This window comes from Saccharopolyspora flava (assembly GCF_900116135.1).
GTDB lineage: Bacteria > Actinomycetota > Actinomycetes > Mycobacteriales > Pseudonocardiaceae > Saccharopolyspora > Saccharopolyspora flava.
In genome coordinates this window covers 290163-309018 of the sequence record NZ_FOZX01000003.1, presented here as the reverse complement: position 1 = coordinate 309018, position 18856 = coordinate 290163, and the positions used below count along the sequence as shown (strand labels likewise).

At 74.2% G+C, this 18856-nt stretch carries 1 protein-coding gene; it reads left to right on the top strand.

Features of this window, described 5'->3' with window-relative positions:
- Positions 1-44 precede the first annotated feature (44 nt).
- On the top strand, positions 45-18836 hold the full coding sequence (locus tag BM424_RS29435; protein WP_425442008.1) for a type I polyketide synthase: 18792 nt from the start codon (positions 45-47) through the stop codon (positions 18834-18836).
- Positions 18837-18856: the final 20 nt, after the last annotated feature.

Below are 18856 nucleotides of genomic sequence, written 5' to 3'. Positions count from 1 at the left end.
CTGAGTCCAAGGACTTCGGAAACCAGGACAGGCTCGTCGGAGCCCTGCGGGCGTCGCTGAAGGAGACCGAGCAGCTGCGGGCCCAGAACCGCGAGCTCGTCGCCGCCGCCAGCGAGCCGATCGCGATCGTCGGCATGGCCTGCCGCTACCCGGGCGGCGTGACCGGCCCGGACGAGCTGTGGCGGCTGGTGTCCGACGGCGTCGACGCCGTCTCCGAGTTCCCCACCAACCGGGGCTGGGACGTCGAACGCCTCCACGACCCCACCGGTGAAGCGCCGAACACCACCTACAGCCGGCACGGCGGATTCCTGCACGACGCAGGCGATTTCGATCCGGCGTTCTTCGGGATCAGCCCGAACGAGGCGGCCGCGATGGACCCGCAGCAGCACCTGCTGCTGGAGACCTCGTGGGAGGCGTTCGAGCGCGCGGGCATCGAGCCGGGCACGCTGCGCGGCAGCCGGACCGGCGTGTTCGTCGGCATGATGTACCACGACTACCCGGCGAACTCGAACTCCGGATCGGTCGCCTCCGGCCGGTTGTCCTACGTGTTCGGCCTGGAGGGCCCGGCGGTCACCGTCGACACCGCCTGCTCGTCGTCGCTGGTGTCGCTGCACGCGGCCGTGCGGTCGCTGCGCACCGGCGAGTCGGACCTCGCGCTGGCCGGTGGCGTGACCGTGATGGCCACTCCGGAGACGTTCATCGAGTTCAGCAGGCAGCGCGGGTTGTCCGCCGACGGTCGCTGCCGCTCGTTCGCCGACTCCGCCGACGGCACCTCGTGGGCGGAGGGCGTGGGTGTGCTCGTCGTCGAGCGCCTGTCCGACGCGCGCCGCAACGGCCACCGGGTGCTGGCCGTGGTGCGGGGCAGCGCGGTCAACCAGGACGGCGCGTCGAGCGGGCTGACCGCCCCGAACGGTCCCGCGCAGCGCCGCGTCATCCGGCAGGCGCTGGCCAACGCGCGGATCTCGGCCGACCAGGTCGACGCCGTGGAGGGCCACGGCACCGGCACGTCGCTCGGCGATCCGATCGAGGCGCAGGCCCTGCTGGGCACCTACGGCACCGACCGGCCCGCCGACCGCCCGCTGTGGCTGGGCTCGCTGAAGTCGAACATCGGCCATGCGCAGGCGGCCTCGGGAGTCGGCGGCGTCATCAAGATGGTGATGGCGCTGCGGCACGGCGTGCTGCCGAAGACCCTGCACGTCGACGAACCCAGCAGCCGCGTCGACTGGTCCACCGGCACCGTCCGGCTGCTCCGCGAGGCCACGCCCTGGCCGGAGACCGGGGCCCCGCGTCGCGCGGGCGTGTCGTCGTTCGGCATCAGCGGCACCAACGCTCACGTCATCCTGGAGCAGGCCCCGGCCGAGGACTCGGAGGAGACCGAGCGCCGCCCGCTGCCGGCCACCCCCTGGCCTCTCTCGGCCCGAACCCCCGAAGCCCTTCGCGCCCGAGCCCGGAACCTCCTCGACCGCACCGCCGAACACCCCCTGGACATCGGGTTCTCCCTCGCCGCCACCCCCGTCTTCGAACACCGCGCGGTCGTCCTCGATCCCACCCCCGACACCCCGGACCACGACACCTCCCGTACCCCGCACACGGAAAACTCCCGTAATCAGGACCCGGAATACGGCAGTAATCGGGAACCCGAATACCGGAGTAATCCGGAACCCGAAAACCGGAGTAATCGGGAACCCGAAAACCGGGGTAATCCGGGGGTTGAGGACGGGAGTGGCTCGGGTTTGGTGGCCGGGGTGGGGGCTCTGGCCAGGGGTGAGGACGGGCCTGGGGTGGTGTCCGGGCGGGTCGTGGCCGGGGGGACCGCGTTCGTGTTCTCCGGGCAGGGGGCGCAGTGGGCCGGGATGGGGGCGGATCTGCGCGCCGGTTTTCCCGTGTTCGCCGAGGCTTTCGACGAGATCGTCGACCGGTTGAGCGCCCTGGTCGGGCGGGATGTGCGGGAGGTCGTCCTCGGGGAGGCCGGGGACGAGCTGCTGGACGAGACGCTGTTCGCCCAGGCCGGTCTGTTCGCGTTCGAGGTGGCGCTGTTCCGGCTGCTGGAGTCCTGGGGCGTGCGCCCGGACGCCGTGGCGGGGCACTCGATCGGTGAGATCGCCGCCGCGCACGTCGCCGGGGTGCTGTCGCTGGACGACGCGTGCGCGCTGGTGGCCGCGCGAGGGCGGCTGATGCAGGAACTCCCGGCCGGCGGCGCGATGGTCGCGGTCGGAGCGGCCGAGCGCGACGTGCTGCCGCTGCTGTCCGCCGACGTGGAGATCGCGGCCGTCAACGGCCCGTCCTCGGTGGTCCTCTCCGGTTCCGAGGACGCGGTGCTGGCCGTCGCCGAGGACTGCGCCGAGCGCGGGTGGCGGACTCGCAGGCTGCGGGTGTCGCACGCCTTCCACTCGCCGCTGATGGAACCGATGCTGGCCGCCTTCGAAGCCGAGATCACCGGGCTGTCCTTCGGCACCCCGCAGATCCCGCTGGTGTCGGCGGTGACCGGCGAGCAGATCACCGACCAGATGTCGGATCCGGCGTTCTGGGTCCGGCAGGTGCGCGGCACCGTGCGCTTCGCCGATGCGATCTCCGGCCTGCGCCGGCTCGGCGCGTCCCGCTTCGCCGAGGTCGGGCCCGACGCGGCCCTGACCCCGATGGTGCTGGAAACCCTCGACGCCGAGGACGACCTCGGGGCGACTCGGCCGGTGGCGGTCGCGCTCGGGCGGCGTCACCGCAGCGAGCGCACCGCCGCGATCACCGGCCTGGCCGGGCTGTTCGTGGCCGGTGCCGACGTCGACTGGGCCGCGTTCTACCGCGACAGCGGTGCGCGCCGCGTCGACCTGTCCACCTACCCCTTCCAGCGTCGGCGCTTCTGGCTCGATCCGCGCGAGCACCTGGCGAACTCCTGGCTCGGCGGTGACATCGGCAGCCTCGCCGCGCGCGGTCTCGCCCCGGCCGCGCATCCGCTGCTGGGCGCGGTCGTCGAGCAGCCCGACTCCGACGGCGTGACCTTCACCGGTACGCTGTCCACCGCCGCGCTGCCGTGGCTGGCCGACCACGTGGTGCTCGGCTCGGTGCTGCTGCCTGGCACCGCGTTCGCGGAGCTGGCGGCGCACGCCGCGCAGCGGGTGGACTGCGACGTCGTCGACGAGCTCACCCTGCGGGCACCGCTGCTGATCCCGCAGGACGGCGCCGTCGCCATCCAGGTGGCGGTGGCCGGTGCCGACGAGGCCGGCAGGCGCCGGATCACCGTGCACGCCCGCCCGCACGGCGACGCGCCGTGGACCCTGCACGCCGAGGGCACCGTCGCGCCCGGGGCCCCGGCACCTGACGTCGACCTCGCCGAGTGGCCGCCGCCGCGGGTGGAGCCGATCGACGTCACCGGCGTCTACGACGCCCTCGCCGACGCCGGGTACGCCTACGGCCCGGTGTTCCGGGGCCTGCGCGCGGCCTGGCGGCGCGGCGACGAGCTGTTCGCCGAGGTCGCCCTGCCCGACGGCACCGGAACCGAGGACTACGGCATCCATCCCGCGCTGCTGGACGCGGCCCTGCACGTCTCGCTGCTCGGACGCGACGACGTGTCGCTGCCGTTCGTGTGGAACGGCGTCTCGCTGCACGCCACCGGCGCCGACGCGGTGCGGGTCCGGATGGTGCCCGACGGCAACGGCACCGCGACCCTGCACCTGGCCGACGAGCTGGGCCGTCCGGTGCTGACAGTCAACGCGCTGGTCGGACGCCCGGTCACCGCCGAGCAGCTGGGCTCGCAGCACCGCACCGACTCGCTGTTCGGCCTGGAGTGGACCACCCGGCCGCTGCCGGAAGCCGAAACAGACTGCGCCGTGGTCGATCTCGACGCGCTGCCCGCGTTGCTCGACTCGGCGGAGATCCCCGACGTGGTGGCCGTGCTGTGCCCGGCGGGCGAGGCGCCGCTGAGCGGAGCGCACTCGGTGGCCGCGGCCGTGCTGACGGCGGTGCAGTCGTGGCTGTCCGACGACCGCTGCGCCGACTCGCGGCTGGTTGTGGTCACCGAAGGCGCCCTCGACACCGACGACGTCGACCTCGCCCAGGCCCCGGTGTGGGGGCTGATCCGGGCCGCCGAGGCCGAGAACCCCGGCCGCTTCCAGCTCCTCGACGTCGACGACCGCGCCCTCATCCCGGCGGCGGTCGCGGCGGGCGAACCCGAGGCGACCGTCCGCGCGGGAATCCTGCGCGCGCCCCGGCTCACCCGCAGCACCGCCCGCGACACCACGTCCCCGCAGGTGGGGGAGGGGACCGTGCTCGTCACCGGCGGTACCGGTGGGTTCGGTGCCCTGCTGGCCCGGCACCTCGTCACCGCGCACGGCGTGCGCCGCCTGGTGCTGACCAGCCGTCGCGGCCTGGACGCGCCCGGTGCCGAGGAGCTGTGCGCGGAGCTGACCGAGCTCGGTGCCGCGGTGTCGGTGGTGGCCTGCGACGTCGCCGACCGGGACGCGCTCGCCGCGGTCCTCGACGACGTCGACGACCTGGCCGGCGTCGTCCACGCGGCCGGGATCACCGACAACGGCGTCGTCGAATCCCTCACCCCGCAGCGCCTCGACGAGGTGCTGCGCCCGAAGGCCGACGCCGCCTGGCACCTGCACGAGCTCACCCGCGACCGCGACCTGGCGATGTTCGTGCTGATCTCCTCCGCCGGCGGTCTCGTGCTCGCCGCCGGGCAGGCGAACTACGCCGCCGCCAACGTCTTCCTCGACGCCCTCGCCGCGCACCGCCGCGCCCAGGGGCTGCCCGCGATCTCGCTGGACTACGGGGTGCTCGACGTCGGGCTCAGCGCGGGCCTAACGAGCACCGACTGGGACCGGATGCGCGAGCAGGGCTTCCTGCCGCTGACCGGCGAGGACGCGCTCGCCCTGTTCGACGCCGCGCTGACCGCCGACGCCGCCCAGCTCGCCCCGCTGCGCCTGTCCACCGCGGCGCTGCGGGCCCGCGACGGCCAAGTGCCCGCGCTGCTGCGCGGATTCGCGCGCGGCCCGGCCCGCGCCACCGGGACCTCGCAGCTCGGCCGCCTGGCCGGGCTCGATGACGCCGACCGCCGCGCCGCGTTCCTCGACCTGGTGCGCTCCACCGCCGCGTCGGTGCTCGGGCACGCCTCCCCGGAGGCCGTCGAACCCGACCGCGCCTTCCAGGAGCTCGGGTTCGACTCGCTGACCGCCGTGGAATTCCGCAACCGGCTCGCCACCGCGACCGGCCTGCGACTGCCCGCGACCCTCGTGTTCGACCACCCGACGCCGCTGGACGTCGTGCGGCACCTCGACGACGACCTGCGCGGCGTCGCCCGCCACGACGAGATCACCGCGCGCGGCGAGAACGGCGACGACCCGATCGCGGTCGTGTCGATGAGCTGCCGCTACCCGGGCGGCGCGGCCACCCCGGAGGACCTGTGGCGGCTGCTGGTCGACGGCACCGACACCACCGGCGCGTTCCCCACCGACCGCGGCTGGGACGTCGACCGGATCTTCGACCCCGAACCCGGCAAGGTCGGCCGCACCTACGTCTCCACCGGTGGATTCGTCGACGGCGCAACGGGATTCGACCCCGGCTTCTTCGGGATCTCCCCGGCCGAGGCCACCCAGACCGATCCGCAGCAGCGGCTCATGCTGGAGGTCGCCTGGGAGGCCGTCGAGCGCGCGGGCATCGACCCGCGAGCCCTGAAGGGCAGCCCGACCGGGGTGTTCGCGGGCGTGATGTACCACGACTACGCGCGCGGCACCGACGCCGCGACCAGCAGCGGCGGCAGCCTCGTGTCCGGCCGCGTCGCCTACACCCTCGGCCTGGAGGGGCCGGCGCTGTCGGTGGACACGGCGTGCTCGTCGTCGCTGGTCGCCCTGCACCTGGCGGTGCAGTCGCTGCGCTCCGGCGAGTGCGACCTGGCCCTGGCCGGCGGCGTGACGGTGATGTCGACGCCGGAGGCCTTCACGATCTTCGGGCGGCTGCGCGGCCTGGCGCCCGACGGCCGCTGCAAGCCCTTCTCCGACTCCGCCGACGGCATGGGCTGGTCGGAGGGTGCGGGAGTCGTGGTCCTGGAACGGCTTTCGGACGCGCGCCGCAACGGTCACGAGGTGCTGGCCGTGGTGCGCGGTAGCGCGGTCAACCAGGACGGCGCCTCCAACGGTCTCACCGCGCCCAACGGTCCCGCGCAGCAGCGCGTCATCCGCCAGGCGCTCGCGACCGCCGGACTGCATCCGTCCGATGTGGACGCCGTGGAGGGGCACGGAACCGGGACGCCGCTGGGCGACCCGATCGAGGCCCAGGCCCTGCTGGCCACCTACGGCCGGGACCGCGAGCACCCGCTGCTGCTGGGCGCGCTGAAGTCCAACATCGGCCACGCCCAGGCCGCCGCCGGGATCGGCGGGGTCATCAAGATGATCCTGGCGCTGCGCAACGGGATGCTGCCCCGCACCCTGCACGCCGAGGAACCCAGCAGCCAGGTCGACTGGTCCACCGGCGGCGTCCGGCTGCTCACCGAGTCGACGCCGTGGCCGGAGACCGACCGCCCGCACCGGGCCGGGGTGTCGTCGTTCGGCATCAGCGGCACCAACGCCCACGTCATCCTCGAACAGGCCCCGCACGTCGACCTCCCCGCCGAGCCGGGCGCGCCGCCCGCGGTGGTGCCGTGGGTGCTCTCGGCCCGCTCCGAGCAGGCGCTGCGCGCCCAGGCCGCCCGGCTGCGCGACGTCGACGCGGAACCGCAGGACATCGGGTTCTCGCTGGTCACGACCCGGTCGTCGTTCGAGCGGCGGGCCGTGGTGCTCGGCGCTGACCGCGACGAGCTGCGCGAGGCGCTGGACTCGCTGGCCGCCGACCGGCCCGACGCCCGCGTGGTGCGCGGCTCGGCCGGGCGGGTCGGCAAGGTCGCGTTCGTCTTCCCCGGGCAGGGCTCGCAGTGGGTCGGCATGGGCCGCGCGCTGCTGGGACGTTCGGCGGCGTTCGACGAGCGGATCGCCGAGTGCGCGGCCGTGCTGGAACCGTTCGTCGACTGGTCGCTGCTGGACGTGCTGCGCGAGGCCGACGACGCGCCGTCGCTGGAGCGCGTCGACGTGGTCCAGCCGGTGCTGTGGGCGACGATGGTGTCGCTGGCGCACCTGTGGCGCTCGATGGGCGTGGAACCGGCTGCGGTGGTGGGACATTCGCAGGGCGAGATCGCCGCCGCCGCGGTGTCCGGTGCGCTGAGCCTGTCCGACGCCGCCCGCGTCGTCGCGCTGCGCAGCATCGCCGTCGCCGACTCGCTGTCCGGCCGCGGCGGGATGCTCTCGGTCGCCGCGCCGGAGAGCGCGCTGCGGCTGGAGCCGTGGGGCGACCGGCTCGCGGTGGCCGTGGTCAACGCGCCGCAGTCGACCGTCGTCGCCGGTGACGACGAGGCGCTGGACGAATTCGCGGCGCAGTGCGAAGCCGAAGGCGTCCGGGCCCGCCGGGTCAGCGTCGACTACGCCTCGCACAGCCCGCAGGTGGAGGCCATCCGCGAGCGGGTCCTCGGCGAGCTGGCCGACATCCGCCCGCGCACCGGCGAGATCCCGTTCTACTCCACGGTCACCGGCGGGCTGATCGACACCGCCGGCCTGGATCCCGAGTACTGGTACGGGAACCTGCGCCGGACGGTCCGCTTCGAGGACACCACGCGCACCCTGCTCGCCGACGGTTTCGGGGTGTTCGTCGAGCCCAGCGCGCACCCGGTGCTCACCCACGCGGTCGAGCAGACCCTCGACGACGCCGGTGCCGAGGGCGTCGTGCTGGCAACGCTGCGTCGCGACCAGGGGGAGTGGGCGCAGCTGCTGGCCTCGGTCGCCGAGGCGCACGTGCGCGGCGTCGAGGTCGACTGGGCCTCGCTGTTCCCGGGCGCACGGCGGGTGTCCCTGCCCACCTACCCGTTCCAGCGCCAGCGCTACTGGGAGGACCCGGTCGAACCGGCCGGGACCGCCGACCCGGTCGACGCGGAGCTGTGGGAGCTCGTCGACGACGGGAACCTCGCCGCGGCCCTCGACCTCGACGCCGACACCGCCGCGGTGGTGGCCCCCGCGCTGGCCTCGTGGCGGGACCGCTCCCGCACCCGGGCCACCCTCGACACCTGGCGCTACCGGGAGACCTGGGCGCCCATCGCGTCCTCGCACCCCGCTCCGTCCGGGACCTGGCTCGTGCTGGCCCGCCCGGGCGAAGCCGTTCCGGAGCTGGGCACCGACGTCGTGCTGCTGGAGGTGAGCGACGAGACCGCGCTGGCCGACCGCCTCGCCGAGGTGACCGACGAACCCGCCGGAATCCTCTCGTTGCTGGCTGACGACCCGCTGACCTCGACGGTGGAGCTGCTGAAGGCGTTGGGAGAAGCCGGGATTCGCGCTCCGCTGTGGTGCGCGACCCGGGGAGCGGTGTCGATCGGCGAGTCCGACCCGGTGCGCCACCCCGAGCAGACGGCGCTGTGGGGGCTCGGCCGGGTCGCCGCCCTGGACCTGCCGGACCGGTGGGGCGGGCTCATCGACCTGCCCGACGAGCTCGACGAGCGCGTCGCCGAGCACCTCGCCGCCGCGCTGACCAGCGGCGAGGACCAGATCGCCGTGCGCTCGTCCGGGGCGTTCGGGCGACGCCTCACCCGCGCCCCGCGCGGCGGGACCGGCGCCGAGTGGCGGGCCCGCGGGACCGTCCTGATCACCGGCGGCACCGGCGCGCTCGGTGGGCAGGTCGCCCGCTGGGCCGTGGAGCGGGGCGCCGAGCACGTGCTGCTGCTGAGCCGTCGCGGACCCGACGCGCCCGGAGCGGCGCAGCTGCGCGAGGACCTGACCGCGCTGGGTGCCCGGGTCACCGTCGAGTCCTGCGACGTCGCCGACCGCGACGCCCTGGCCGGGGTGCTCGCGCGGGTGCCGGAGGACTGCCCGCTCACGGCCGTCGTGCACGCCGCCGTCAGCGGCGAGGGCGAAGCCCCCGTCGACCAGCTCACCGGCGAGGACCTCGAGGTGGTGCTGCGCGCCAAGGCCACCGCCGCGCGCCACCTGCACGAGCTCACCGCCGGGACCGAGCTGGACGCGTTCGTGCTGTTCTCCTCGGGTGCGGCGAGCTGGGGCAGCGGCGGCCAGTCCGCCTACGCCGCCGCCAACGCCTACCTCGACGGGCTGGCGCACTACCGGCGTTCGCTGGGGCTGCCCGCGACGTCGATCGCCTGGGGCGCGTGGGCCGGTGCGGGCATGGCCGCCGACCCCGAGCTGGCCGAGCGGATGCGGAAGGTCGGCGTGCAGCCGATGGACCCGCAGCGGGCGCTGCTGGTGCTGCAGCACGCCATCGAGGACGGTACGACGACCCTCACCGTCACCCACACCGACTGGCAGCGCTTCGCTCCCGGCTTCACCGCCGGACGGCCCAGCCCGCTGCTGACCGGCATCCCCGAAGCCCGGCAGGCCCTCGTCGACGACCAGCCCGACAACGCCTCCGACCTGCAACGACGCCTCGCCGGACGAAGCGAGGCCGAGCAGGAGCGGATGCTGCTCGACCTGGTGCGCGCCGAAGCCGGGCGGGCCCTGGGCTACGACGACCCCGGTGAGATGCCGGTCGAGCGCGCCTTCCGGGAGCTCGGCTTCGACTCCGTCACCGCCGTCGACGTCCGCAACCGGCTGCGCACCGCCACCGGTCTCGCGTTGCCGACGACGCTGGTCTTCGACCACCCGACCGCGAAGGCCGTGGCCGCGCACCTGCGGGAACGCCTGCTCGGCGAGACCCGCCCGGTCGCGGTGACCGTCGTCGGCGCGGCCCCCTCCGACGAGGAGATCGCGATCGTCGGCATGGGCTGCCGCTACCCGGGCGGGGTGTCCTCGCCTGAGCAGCTGTGGGACGTGGTGGCCGAGGGTCGCGACGTCATCGGCCCGTTCCCGACCGACCGCGGCTGGGACCTGGACCGTCTCGACAGCGCCACCGCGCAGGGCGGATTCCTGTCCGACGTCGCCGGCTTCGACGCCGGCTTCTTCGGGATCTCGCCGCGCGAGGCGATGGCGATGGACCCGCAGCAGCGGCTGCTGCTGGAGGTCTCGTGGGAGGCGCTGGAACGCGCCGGCATCGACGGCACGTCGCTGCGCGGCAGCCGCACCGGCGTGTTTGCCGGGACCACCGGCCAGGACTACGGCGACCTGCTCACCGAGTCGACCGCGCGCGAGGACTTCCAGCTCTACGCCACCACCGCGTTCTCCGCGAGCGTGCTCTCCGGACGCCTGTCCTACCTGCTCGGGCTGGAAGGCCCTGCGGTGACGGTGGACACGGCGTGCTCGTCGTCGCTGGTGGCGATGCACCTGGCCGCGCAGTCGCTGCGCCAGGGCGAGTGCGACCTCGCGCTGGCCGGGGGCGTGCGGGTGATGGCGACGCCGAACGCGTTCGCGGCCTTCACCTGGCAGGGCGGTCTCGCCCCGGACGGCCGCTGCAAGGCCTTCGCCGAGGCGGCAGACGGCACCGGCTGGTCCGAGGGCGCGGGCGTGGTCGCGCTGGAGCGGCTGTCCGACGCGCGCCGCAACGGGCACCGCGTGCTGGCGGTGCTGCGGGGCAGCGCGGTGAACCAGGACGGCGCGTCGAACGGGCTCACCGCCCCGAACGGGCCTTCGCAGCAGCGCGTGATCCGCCAAGCGCTGGCCAACGCCGGACTCGAACCGTCCGAAGTGGACGCCGTGGAGGCGCACGGCACGGGAACGACTTTGGGTGACCCGATCGAGGCGCAGGCCGTGCTGGCCACCTACGGTCAGGGCCGGGAGACGCCGGTGCTGCTCGGGTCGATCAAGTCGAACATCGGGCACGCGCAGTCGGCGGGCGGTGTCGCGGGCGTCATCAAGATGGTGGCGGCGATGCAGCACGGCGTCGTGCCGCGCACGCTGCACGTCGACGCCCCGTCGTCCGAAGTGGACTGGACGACCGGTGCGGTGGAGCTGCTGGCGTCGCCGCGGGAGTGGCCGGACACCGGCCGCGCCCGCCGCGCCGGTGTGTCGTCGTTCGGCGTCAGCGGCACCAACGCCCACGTGATCCTCGAAGCCGCCGAACCCGCTCCGGTGGAGGACGCCGACACCTCGGCCGCCGTGGTGCCGTGGCCGGTGTCGGCCCGCTCCGAGGAAGCCCTGGCGGCCCAGCTGGAGCGGCTCACGACCTTCGTCCGCGACAACCCGGATCAGTCCCGCACGGACATCGGCCGCACCCTCGCCGACACCCGCGCGACCTTCGAACACCGCGCGGTCCTGCTCGCCACGCCCGACGGCGTTACGGAAGCGGCCCGCAACACCGCCCACCCCCGCTCCACCGGAATCCTCTTCGCAGGCCAAGGCTCCCAACGCCTGGGCATGGGCCGAGACCTCTACGACCGCTTCCCGGTCTTCGCGGAGTCCTTGGACGAGGTCCTGTCCCACTTGGACCCCTCGGTCCGAGAGATTATGTGGGGCGACGATCAGGAAGCCCTCAACCAAACAGGCGTCGCCCAACCGGCCCTGTTCGCCCTGGAGGTGGCCCAGTTCCGGCTGGCGGAGTCCTTCGGTCTCCGCCCGGACTACGTCGCAGGTCACTCGATCGGGGAAGTGGCCGCAGCCCACGTGGCCGGCGTGTTGTCCCTCCAGGACGCCTGCACGTTGATCTCGGCCCGAGCCAGGTTGATGCAGGCCTTGCCTTCGGGTGGGGTGATGGTGGCGGTTCGCGCGAGTGAGTCCGAGGTGTTGCCGTTCCTGTCGGGTGATGCTGCGCCGGTCAAAAACTCCCAGATTCGGGGGGACGAATACCGGAGTATTCGTCCCGCCGAAAACTCCGGTATTCGACCGCACGAAAATGGCAATTTTCGATCGGGTGTCATCTCTTTGGCTGCGGTCAACGGGCCGGAGTCGGTCGTGTTGGCCGGGGACGAGGACGCCGTGATGGCTGTGGCTCGGCGGTGGAAGTCTAGGCGTCTGCTGGTCAGTCATGCGTTTCACTCGGCGTTGATGGAGCCGATGCTGGCTGACTTCCGCGAGGCGATCAGCGGACTGTCGTTCCAGGAGCCCAGCATTCCGATCGCGACCGACGGGGACGTGACCTCGCCGGAGTTCTGGGTTGCCCACGTGCGGGAGACCGTGCGGTTCGGCGACTCGGTCGCCCGGCTCGCCGCCGCCGACGTCACCGCGTTCCTGGAGCTCGGCCCCGACGGGGTGCTCACCGCGATGGCAGCCGAATCCGCCGGTGCGGACGCGGTGCTGGTCCCGGCCCAGCGCAAGGACCGCGACGGCGAAACCGCCCTGGTCGAGGCCCTGGCGCAGCTGCACGTGTCCGGCGTCGACGTCGACTGGACGCCCTGCTTCACCGGCACCGGCGCACGCGTCGTCGACCTGCCGACCTACCCGTTCCAGCACCAGCGCTACTGGCCGGAACGCCTGGAGCGCCGCACCGGCGACGACGCGTTCTGGGACCTGATCGACAACGGCTCCCTCGCCTCCGAACTCGGCGTCGAGGAGCAGGCGGTGGCCGACCTCGTCCCGGCCCTGTCGTCCTGGCGCGAACGCCGCCGCGGCCAGTCCCGCGTGGACTCCTGGTGCTACCAGGAGTCCTGGACACCGCTGACCCCCTCCACGACCCCGCTGACCGGGACGTGGCTGGTCGTGGCGCCCGCCGAGCTCGCCGACGACCCGTGGACCACCGCGATCGTCGACTCCCTCGGCACCCGCGCCCGGCTCGTCCGCGTCACCGACACCCGAGCCGACCTCGCCGAACACCTCACCGAGGACCCCACCGGTGTCCTGTCGCTGCTCGACCCGACCGGCACCGCGCAGCTGATCCAGGCGCTCGCCGGCAGCCACGCGACGATCTGGGCGGTCACCCGAGGCGCGGTCTCCACCGGCGACGCCGACCCGATCACCGACCCGATGCGCGCGGGCGTGTGGGGCCTGGGCCGGGTGGCCGCGCTGGAACTGCCCGCCCGCTGGGGCGGCCTGATCGACCTGCCCGAGCACGGCGGCACCGACCGGCTCGCCGCAGTCCTCGCCGACGGCGGCGAGGACCAGGTCGCGATCCGCGAGCACGGCGTCTACGGCCGCAGGCTGGTGCCCGGCCCCCGCGCCGGGAGCGTCGGCGCCGACCCGGCCGGGACCGTGCTCATCACCGGCGGAACCGGCGCGCTGGGCGCCACCGTCGCCCGCGACCTCGCCCGGCGCGGTGTCGACGAGCTGATCCTGGTGAGCCGACGCGGCCCGCAGGCCCCCGGAGCCGCCGAGCTGCACGACGAGCTCACGGCCCTGGGCGCGCGGGTGCGGATCGAGGCCTGCGACGTCGCCGACCGCGACGCGCTGACCGCGCTGCTCACCGGCGTCGACCTGACCGGCGTGGTGCACACGGCCGGTGTCGTCGACGACGGCGTGCTGGAACAGCTCACCCCGGACCGCTTCACCGAGGTGTTCCGGTCCAAGGTCGACTCCGCGCTGCTGCTCGACGAACTGGCCGGTGACCTGGACTTCTTCGTGCTGTTCTCGTCGGTGGCCGGTGCCGTGGGCAACCCGGGCCAGGCCAACTACGCGGCCGCCAACGCCGTCCTCGACGCCCTGGCCCAGCGCCGCCGCGCCACCGGCCGGCCCGCGACCTCGATCGCCTGGGGCGCCTGGGCGGGCGGCGGCATGGCCGCGCAGGACGAGGTCGCCCAGCGGCTGGAGCGCGGCGGTGCCGGGACGCTGGACCCGGACCTGGCGATCACCGCGCTCTGGCAGGCCGTCGCGCGGCCCGCCGCCACCGCCGTCGTCGCCGATCTGGTGCACCCGAAGAGCCTCGCCGCGCTGCTGGACGTGCGACCCCTGCCGCTGCTGTCCGAGCTGCCCGAAGCCCGCGAGATCCTGGCCCGCCGCGACACCACCGCGTCGAGCGGCTTCGTCGAACGACTCCGCGAGCTCGACGACGAGGCCCGCACCGACCTCGTGCTCGACCTGGTGCGCAGCCGCGTCAGCGCCGTGCTCGGCCACGCCGACCCGACGGCGGTCGGCCTCGACAAGGCCTTCCGCGACCTCGGTTTCGACTCGCTGACCGGTGTCGAGCTGCGCAACCAGCTCGCCCGCGCCACCGGCAGGACCCTGGCCGCGAGCCTCGTCTACGACTACCCGACGCCGCGTGCCCTGGCCGAGCACCTGCTCGCCGACCTGCTCGGCGACCGCCGCGAGATCGAGGTGGCCCAGCGCCGCGACCGGGTGGACGAGCCGATCGCGATCGTCGGCATGGCCTGCCGGTTCCCCGGCGGCGTCACCTCCCCCGAGGAGCTGTGGCAGCTGCTGGTCGACGGCCAGGACGCCATCGCGGCGTTCCCCACCGACCGCGGCTGGGACCTCGACGCGCTGCTGGGCTCCGGCGAGATCCCCGGCGTCGGCGGGTTCCTGGCCGACCAGGCCGACTTCGACCCGCTGTTCTTCGGCATCTCCCCGCGCGAAGCGCTGGCGATGGACCCGCAGCAGCGGATGCTGCTGGAAACCTCGTGGGAGGCGCTGGAACGCGCCGGCATCGTCCCGGACTCGTTGCGCGGCAGCAGGACCGGCGTGTTCGTCGGCAACACCATGCAGGACTACGCCAACGTCCTGACCGGCTCCGACCAGGACACCGGCGGGCACGCGCTGACCGGTGTCGCGGGCAGCGTGATCTCCGGCCGCCTGGCCTACAACTTCGGCTTCGAAGGCCCTGCCGTCACCGTCGACACCGCCTGCTCGTCGTCGCTGCTGGCGATGCACCTGGCCGCCCAGTCGCTGCACCAGGACGAGTGCGACATGGCGCTGGCCGGGGGAGCGACGATCATGTCGACACCGGCGACGATCTCGGAGCTCGAACGGCAGGGCGCCTCCGCGCCCGACGGACGCTGCAAGGCCTTCTCCGACGCCGCCGACGGCGCCGGGTGGGCCGAAGGCGTCGGCATCGTCGTGCTGGAGCGGCTCTCCGACGCGCGCCGCCGCGGCCACCGGGTGCTCGCGGTCGTGCGGGGCAGCGCCGTCAACCAGGACGGCGCCTCCAACGGCCTCACCGCGCCGAACGGACCGTCGCAGCAACGCGTGATCCGCCAAGCGCTCTCGTCCGCAGGACTGTCCACATCGGACGTCGACGCGGTCGAGGCGCACGGCACGGGCACCGCGCTGGGCGACCCGATCGAGGTCCAGGCCCTCGCCGCCACCTACGGCCAGGACCGGGAGTCCCCGCTGCTGCTGGGCTCGATCAAGTCCAACATCGGCCACACCCAGGCCGCCGCGGGCGTCGCCGGGGTGATCAAGATGGTGCAGGCGCTGCAGCACGGCACGCTGCCCCGAACCCTGCACGCCGAGACGCCGTCCTCGCACGTCGACTGGGACGCCTCCGGGGTGCGGGTGCTGAACTCGCAGGTGGACTGGCCCGAGGTCGGCCGGGCGCGGCGGGCCGCGGTGTCGTCGTTCGGCATCAGCGGCACCAACGCCCACGTCATCCTGGAGCAGGCCGAACCCGAGGAACCCGCCGACGAACCTGCCCTCGCCGGTGCGCTGGGCGCAGTCGTGCCGTGGGTGGTCTCGGGCCGTTCGGAGTCCGCCGCCGACGCTCAGCTGGAGCGGGTGCGGGACTTCGCCGCGACGCGCCCCGAGATCAGCCCGGTCGAGATCGGGCACTCGCTGCTGACCAGCCGGACGCGGTTCGAGAACCGCGCCGTGGCACTGCGCTGCGGCGGTGAGGACGTCGGCGTCGTGCGCGGCGAGGTCGGCGAGATCGGCCCCGGCCCGGTCATGGTGTTCCCCGGGCAGGGAACCCAGTGGGCCGGCATGGCGCTCGAACTCCTCGACACCGCACCGGTTTTCGAGCAGCGGATGCGCGACTGCGACGAGGTCGTCGCGTCGATGACCGGCTGGTCGCTGCTGCAGGTGCTGCGCGACTCCACCACCGACGAGGGCGCGGAGGTGCTGCAGCGGATCGAGGTCCTGCAGCCCGTGCTGTTCTCGGTCATGGTGTCGCTGGCGGAGCTGTGGCGCTCCTGCGGCGTTGAACCCGCCGCCGTGGTCGGCCACTCGCAGGGCGAGGTCGCCGCCGCCCACGTCGCCGGAGCGCTGAGCCTGACCGACGCGGCCCGCATCATCGTCGTGCGCAGCAAGCTGTTCGCCGACGAGCTCGTCGGCACCGGCGGCATCGCCTCCGTCGCCGCCGGGCGCGAGGAGGTCGCCCCGCTGCTGGAGCAGTGGTCCGACCGGCTCACCCTCGCCGGCATCAACGGGCCCACCGCGGTCACCGTCGCCGGTGATCACGACGCGCTGCAGGAGTTCGTGGCCGCCTGCGAGGCCCGCGAGCTGCGGGCGCGGGTCGTGGCCACCGTCGCCTCGCACTGCGACCACGTTGACCCGCTGCGCGAGGTGCTCGTCGACTCGCTGGCCGACGTGCGGCCCGGGGCCGCCGACGTCCCGTTCTACTCGACCGTCACCACCGGCCGCATCGACGGAGCGGAGCTCGGTGCCGAGTACTGGTTCGAGAACGCGCGCCGCCCGGTCGACTTCGCCGGTGCCGTGGAGGCGCTGCTCGCCGACGGCTACCGGGTGTTCGTCGAACCCAGCTCCCACCCGGTGCTCACGGTCAACGTGCAGCAGATCGCCGAGGGAGCCGAGGTCGACGTCACGGCCGTGGGAACGCTGCGCCGCCAGCAGGGCGGGCCCGTGCGGTTCGCGACCTCGCTGGCCGAGGCGCACGTGCGCGGCGTCGACGTCGACTGGACGACGCTGTTCACCGGGCCCGGTGCGCGCCGCGTCGACCTGCCCACCTACGCCTTCCAGCGGCAGCGGTTCTGGCCCGAACCGGGCACCGCGACGAAGGCCGACCCGGTGGACTCGGCGTTCTGGGAGCTCGTCGAGGACGGCGACCTGGCCTCGGCGCTGGGACTGGACCCCGAGACGGCGGCGACCATCACGCCCGCCCTGTCGTCCTGGCGCACCAGGCAGCGCGCCCACTCGCTCACCAACTCCTGGCGCTACCAGGAGAACTGGGCACCGGTGACCGGACTCGCCGGGACGCCGTCCGGGAAGTGGCTGGCCGTCGTGCCGGACGCACCGGACGTCTGGGCCGAGACCGCGCTCACCGCGCTCGGCGATGCCGCCGTGCGCGTCGAGGTCTCACCGACGGCCGACCGCGACAAGCTCGCCGCCGCGCTGGCCGAGGCCGCACGGGACACCGAGATCGCCGGAGTGCTCTCGCTGATGGGCGTGAACGACGCGGCGCACCCGGTGTTCGGCGCTACCCCGGTCGGGATGCTGAGCACCCTGACGCTGCTGCAGGCGCTCGGCGACCTCGACCTGGACGCCCCGCTGTGGTGCGCCACGCGCCGGGCCGCGTCGGTCGACGGCGGTGCTTGCAGCCCGTCCCAGACCGCGCTGTGGGGGCTGGGACGCGTTGCGGGACTGGAACTCCCGCGTCGCTGGGGCGGACTCGTCGACCTGCCCGACGAGCTCGACCGGCCGGTTCTCGACCGGCTCGCGGCCGTGCTGGCCGGAGCCGGGGACGAGGACCAGCTCGCGGTGCGCTCGTCCGGCGTGTTCGGGCGCCGCCTCCACCGCGCGCCGCGCGGACCGCGCACCGACGAGTGGCAGCCCCGCGGCACCGTCCTCATCACCGGGGGCACCGGCGGTCTGGGCGCCGAGGTCGCCCGCTGGGCGGTGGCGCACGGCGCCGAACGCCTGGTGCTGGCCAGCCGTCGCGGCCCGGACGCCCCCGGCGCCGCCGAGCTGCGCGACGAGCTGGCGGCCTCCGGCGCGGAGATCGTGGTGCGGGCCTGCGACGTCGCCGACCGCGACGCCCTGGCCGCGCTGCTGGCCGAAACACCCGGCGACCGGCCGCTGCGCGCGGTCGTGCACGCCGCGGGCGTGTTCGACAGCGGCGTCGGGCTCGACTCGCTGACCGGCGAGGACTTCGACGGCGTGCTGCGGGCCAAGGCCACCTCGGCCGCTCACCTGCACGAGCTCACCGCCGAGACCGAGCTGGACGCGTTCGTGCTGTTCTCCTCGGGTGCGGCGAGCTGGGGCAGCGGCGGCCAGTCCGCCTACTCGGCGGCCAACGCCTACCTCGACGGGCTGGCGCAGCACCGGCGTTCCCTCGGTCTGCCCGCGACGTCGATCGCCTGGGGAGCCTGGGCCGACGCCGGGAAGGCGGCCTCCGACGCCGCCGACGCCGAGCGGCTGCGCAAGCGCGGTGTGCTGCAGATGGACCCGCAGCTGGCGATCCAGGTGCTGCGGCAGGCCGTGGCCGACGGCAGCACGACCCTCACCGTCACCAACACCGACTGGCAGCGCTTCGCACCCAGCTTCACCGCCGGGCGCCCGAGCCCGCTGCTGACCGGCATCCCGGAGGTCCGGGAAGCGCTGGCCGAACCGGAGGCCGACGCCGACGAGTCGGCGTTCACCCAGCGCTTGGCGGGCCTGCCCGAGGCCGAGCGGAGCCGGGTCGTGCTCGACCTGGTGCGCCGCGAAGCCGCCCAGACCCTCGGCTTCACCGACGCCGACGCGTTCCCGGCCCAGCGGGCCTTCCGCGACGTCGGCTACGACTCGGTGACCGCCGTCGAGCTGCGTAACCGGCTCAAGGCCGCCACCGGCCTGGCGCTGCCCGCGACGCTCGTGTTCGACCACCCGACCCCCGCCGCCCTGGCCGGACACCTGCAGCAGCAGCTCCTGCCGGGCGGCACCGACTCCGACGACCCGGACGCCCACATCCGGGACGCCCTCGCGGCGATCCCGATCAGCCGACTCCGCAAGGCCGGCCTGCTGGACCTCGTCCTCGGGCTGGCCCACGACGACGGCGACTCCGCCGAAACCTCCTCCGACGACACCGAGTCGCTCGACGAGATGGACGGCGAGAGCCTGCTGCGGCTGGTCAACGAGAACACCGCGAACTGAAAGACCCGGCGATCAAAGGA